Annotated in this window: 3 protein-coding genes and 1 pseudogene; 3 read left to right on the top strand and 1 reads right to left on the bottom strand. The window is 72.6% G+C overall.

Annotated elements, in window-relative coordinates; translation table 11 throughout:
• Positions 1-1,088 (bottom strand): MFS transporter (locus AC2W7G_RS08895; protein ID WP_485868115.1); only part of this gene is annotated, 1,088 nt, incomplete at its 3' end.
• Positions 1,089-1,196: 108 nt separating this feature from the next.
• Here AC2W7G_RS08895 and topA point away from each other — a divergent pair.
• The 3 genes and pseudogenes from topA to holB all read left to right on the top strand — a co-directional run.
• Positions 1,197-3,905, top strand: a complete 2,709-nt coding sequence (topA, locus tag AC2W7G_RS08890; RefSeq protein WP_485868114.1) for a type I DNA topoisomerase — start codon at positions 1,197-1,199, stop codon at positions 3,903-3,905.
• Between the two features lie 38 nt (positions 3,906-3,943).
• A complete protein-coding gene (tmk, locus tag AC2W7G_RS08885; RefSeq protein ID WP_485868113.1) occupies positions 3,944-4,597 on the top strand; it encodes a dTMP kinase in 654 nt (217 codons plus the stop codon).
• Positions 4,594-5,157 (top strand): annotated as a pseudogene (holB, locus tag AC2W7G_RS08880) (DNA polymerase III subunit delta'); the annotation flags it as partial. The gene tmk and the pseudogene holB, both read left to right, overlap by 4 nt.

The raw sequence follows: 5,157 nt of genomic DNA, 5'->3' as shown, positions 1-5,157 counted from the left end.
GCCCGCGACGGGGGCGCCGATCGCGCCGCCCACCGTGAACGCCGTGCCCTGCCAGCCCATCGCCCTACGCCGAGCCGCTCGGCCGGCACCAGGCGGGTCAGCCACTCGCTGGACGCCGTCAGGGTCGGGGCGCACAGGGCGCCCGCCGGGATCACCAGCAGCGCGAGCGTCCAGACGTTGGTGGCCATGACCGCCGGCAGCGTGAACAGGCCCAGCGCGAGGAGCAGGTAGGACGGACGGATCGAGCGCTGCCAGGCGCCGTAGAGCAGGCCGCCGACGAGCGAGGCCAGGCCCCAGGCGCCGTAGACCAGGCCCACGAGCGCGACCTCGTCCTGCTCGCGCAGCTCGGCGATGATCGCCAGGTCGGTGCCCATGAGCGCGAGCATCGAGGCCGACGAGATGACGAGCAGCAGCACCACCTTGGGTGTGATCCAGCGGCGGACGTCCTGCAGGGTCTCGGGCCCCGCCGGGTCGGTGGCCACGCTGGCGCCCGGCTCGCCCGTGCCGCGGCGCAGGTCCGGGTCGAGCACCCAGAACATCACGCCGGCGAGCACGACGCAGGCGCCGATGGCGACGATCGCGGCGCCGGCGCTGCAGAAGGTGGCCAGGAAGCCACCGACCGCCGGACCGACGATGAAGCTGGCCTCGGCCATCGTGGAGTCGGCGGCGAACGCCGTGCGGCGCTGCGACTCGTCCACCCGGGCGGTGAGCGCGAGCCGCACGATCGTGTGGATGGGGATGAGGAAGAGGCCGGCCAGGAAGGCCAGCGGGAGCAGCGCCACGTAGGTCGGCGCCATGGCCACCCCGGGCACGACGAGCGCGGTGACGACGATGGACGGCACGATCGCCCGGCGCAGCCCGGTCCGGTCGATGCGACGCCCGCGCCACGGGGCGCCGACCGCGGCGCCGATCGTCTCGCAGGTGGCCACGAGACCGGCCTGCTTGTAGCTGCCGCCCATGCCCTCGGTGACCAGCAGGGTCAGCACGAGCGGGAGCGCCATCATCGGGATGCGGGCGAAGAACGCGGCGACGAAGATCGTCCGCACCTGCCGGTCCGCGAGCAGCAGGCGGTATCCCGAGAACTCCACCGGCGAATCCTCGCACGGCTCCACAGGCGGCCCGCGAGGAGATTGACAGGACGCGTTACGGTGTGCGCGTCGAGCCGTCTGCGCCCGGCCCTAGGAGAGGAAGCACCCTTGACCACCCTCGTGATCGTCGAGTCGCCGAACAAGGTCCGCAGCATCGCGGGCTACCTCGGGGACGGCTACGTGGTGGACTCCTCGATCGGGCACATCCGCGACCTGCCGCAGGGTGCCGACCAGGTGCCCGAGAAGTACAAGGGGCAGCCCTGGGCCCGCCTCGGCGTCGACATCGACAACGGCTTCGAGCCGGTCTACGTGGTCTCGGCCGACAAGAAGTCGCAGATCACCAAGCTCAAGAAGCTGCTCAAGGACGCCGACGAGCTCGTCCTCGCGACCGATGAGGACCGCGAGGGCGAGGCCATCGCGTGGCACCTGCTGGACGAGCTCAAGCCGAAGGTGCCGGTCAAGCGCATCGTCTTCAACGAGATCACCAAGGAGGCGATCCAGCGGGCGATCACGAACCCGCGCGACGTCGACATGGACCTCGTGGACGCCCAGGAGACCCGGCGCATCCTGGACCGGCTCTACGGCTACGAGATCAGCCCGGTGCTGTGGAAGAAGGTCATGAGCGGCCTGTCCGCCGGCCGCGTGCAGTCCGTGGCTACCCGCCTGGTGGTCGAGCGCGAGCGTGAGCGCATGGCGTTCCGCAGCGCGTCCTACTGGGACCTGGAGGCGACCTTCGACGCCGGCGCCGGGCACGACCCCCGCCGGTTCCCGGCCAGGCTGGCCTCCGTCGACGGCGCCCGCGTGGCGACCGGCGCGAGCTTCGACAACACCGGCACCCTGACCGCCCGGAACGTCGTCCACCTCGACGAGGCCCGGGCCGGCGCGCTGGCCGACGCGGTGCGCGGCGAGGCGTTCGCCGTGCGCTCGGTGGAGTCCAAGCCGTACACCCGCAAGCCGTACGCCCCCTTCCGCACCACGACGATGCAGCAGGAGGCGTCGCGCAAGTTCGGCTTCGGCGCGGCCCGCACGATGCAGGTCGCCCAGCGCCTCTACGAGGCCGGCCACATCACCTACATGCGCACCGACTCGACCACGCTCTCGCAGACCGCGATCACCGCGGCCCGCGCGCAGGTCAAGGAGCTCTACGGCGCCGACTACCTGCCCGAGAAGCCGCGCACCTACGCGTCCAAGGTCAAGAACGCCCAGGAGGCGCACGAGGCCATCCGCCCGGCCGGCGAGCGGTTCAAGACCCCGCAGCAGACCGGCCTGAGCGGCGACGAGTACCGCCTCTACGAGCTGATCTGGAAGCGCACCATCGCCTCGCAGATGCTGGACGCCCGCGGCTCGACCGCGACCATCCGCATCGGCGCGCGGGCCACCAGCGGCGAGGACCTGGAGTTCGTCTCGTCCGGCCGCACCATCACGTTCTACGGCTTCCTCAAGGCGTACGTGGAGTCCGGTGACGACCCCGAGGCCCAGGGCGACGACCAGCAGACCAAGCTGCCCAACCTGGCCGAGGGCGACACCGTCACCGCGGCCGAGCTCGGCCAGGCCGGCCACCAGACCAAGCCGCCGGCCCGCTTCACCGAGGCCAGCTTGATCAAGGAGCTCGAGGACCGCGAGATCGGCCGGCCCTCGACGTACGCCTCGATCGTCGGCACCATCCAGAACCGCGGCTACGTGTACAAGAAGGGCACGGCGCTCGTCCCGGCCTGGATCGCGTTCAGCGTCACGCGGCTCATGGAGGAGCACTTCGGCCGCCTGGTGCAGTACGACTTCACCGCCGAGCTCGAGGGCGTCCTGGACGAGGTCGCCGGCGGCCGCGAGGACCGGGTGCGCGTCCTGGAGGCGTTCTGGAACGGCGAGGGCGACCGCGACACCGGCCTCAAGCGCCTGGTCGAGGACCTGGGCGACATCGACGCCCGCGGCCTGGCCACGTTCGAGCTCGGCGAGGGCATCGCCGTGCGCGTCGGCCGCTACGGCCCGTACGTCGAGGGCCCGCCCATGACGAAGGCCGACGACGGCACCGAGACGCCGACCCGGGCCAACATCCCCGAGGACCTGCCGCCGGACGAGCTGACGCTCGACAAGGCCAAGGAGCTGCTGGCGACGCCGGCCGGCGCCGAGAACGTCCTGGGCGAGCACCCCGAGACCGGCCTGACCATCACCGCGCGCAACGGCCGCTTCGGCCCGTACGTCGTCGAGGCGTTGCCCGACGACGCGCCCAAGAGCGCCAAGCCGCGCACCGCGAGCCTGTTCAAGACGATGTCGATCGACACCGTGACGCTCGAGGACGCCGTGCAGCTGCTGACGCTGCCGCGCGTCGTGGGCACCGACGTCGACGGCACCGAGATCACCGCGCAGAACGGCCGCTACGGGCCGTACCTGAAGAAGGGCACCGACTCGCGCTCCCTGGAGAAGGAGGAGCAGCTGCTCACCCTCACCGAGGAGGAGGCGCGCGCGATCTACGCCCAGCCCAAGACGTTCGGCCGCAAGGCGGCCAAGCCGCCGCTCAAGGAGCTCGGCGAGGACCCGGTCAGCGGCAAGCCGATCGTGGCCAAGGACGGCCGCTTCGGCGCGTACGTCACCGACGGCGAGTACAACGCGACGCTCCGCAAGGACGACGACGTCGAGACGCTGACGCACGAGCGGGCCGTGGAGCTGCTGGCCGAGCGCCGCGCGAAGGGCCCGGCCAAGAAGGGCGCGAAGAAGACGACCAAGAAGGCCCCGGCGAAGAAGACCGCGGCCAAGAAGACGGCCGCCAAGAAGACCGCCGCGAAGAAGACGACGGCCAAGAAGGCCACCAAGAAGTCCTGAGGCCGGAGCGGTCGGTGGCGCCCCCTAGGATCGGGGGCATGGCCGACCGCTACCCCTCCACCGGCGTGCTCCTGGCGCTCGAGGGCGGCGAGGGTGGCGGCAAGACCACCCAGGCCCGCCTGCTCACCCAGTGGCTGGGAACCCTCGGCCACGACGTGCTGCTGACCCGCGAGCCGGGCGGCACGCCCGTGGGCACCGAGCTGCGCCGCATCGTGCTGGACCCGGCCACCGGGGCGCTGAGCCCGCGCACCGAGATGCTCGTCTACGCCGCCGACAAGGCCGAGCACGTCGACGCCGTCCTGCGCCCGGCGCTCGCGGCCGGACGCGTCGTGCTGACCGACCGCTACGTCGACTCGACCATCGCCTACCAGGGCGCCGGCCGGGCGCTCGACGTCGCCGACGTCGAGCGCATCGCCCGCTGGGCCACCGACGACCTGCGTCCGCACCTGACGATCGTGCTGGACGTCGACCCGCGGGTCGGGCTGGCCCGGGCCGGCGCGCCCGACCGCATCGAGGCCGAGCCGCTGCAGTTCCACGAGCGGGTCCGCGCCCACTTCCTGGCCCTGGCCGGTCGCGACCCCGAGCACTACCTCGTCGTCAGCGCCGACGACGCGCCGCAGGCCATCCACGCGCGCATCCGCCACGCGGTCGAGCCGCTGCTCGTCCAGGCCGTCGCCGGAGCCGGCCGATGACGACGGTCTGGGACGAGCTGGTCGGCCAGGAGCCGGTCGTCGAGGTGCTGCAGCGGGCGGTCGCGGCCACGACGTCCGGCGGCACCGGCATCGACCCACGCCTGGCTGTTCACCGGCCCGCCCGGCTCGGGGCCGCTCGAACGCGCCCGGGCCTTCGCCGCCGCGCTGCAGTGCGAGCGCGGCACCGGCTGCGGGGAGTGCCACTCGTGCGTCACGGCGCGCGCGGGCAGCCACCCCGACATCACGCTCATCAGCACCCAGGGGCTGAGCATCGGCACCGAGCAGGCCCGCGAGGTCGTGCGTGCCGCCTCGCTGCACCCCTCGTCCGGACGCTGGCAGGTCCTGGTCGTCGAGGACGCCGACCGGCTCACCGACCAGGCGGCCAACGCGCTGCTCAAGGCGATCGAGGAGCCCCCGGCCCACACGGTCTGGATGCTGTGCGCCCCCGCGGTGGAGGACGTCATCGTCACCATCCGCTCGCGCTGCCGCGCGGTCGTGCTGCGGACGCCGCCGGTGGGCGGCCGTGGCCCGGCTGCTGGTCGAGCGCGACGTCGAAGCCC

Source organism: Aeromicrobium sp. PFPM2_SD2 (genome assembly GCF_057364525.1).
Note: the sequence above shows the minus strand (reverse complement) of the source record. Positions and strands in the feature narration are given on the sequence as shown.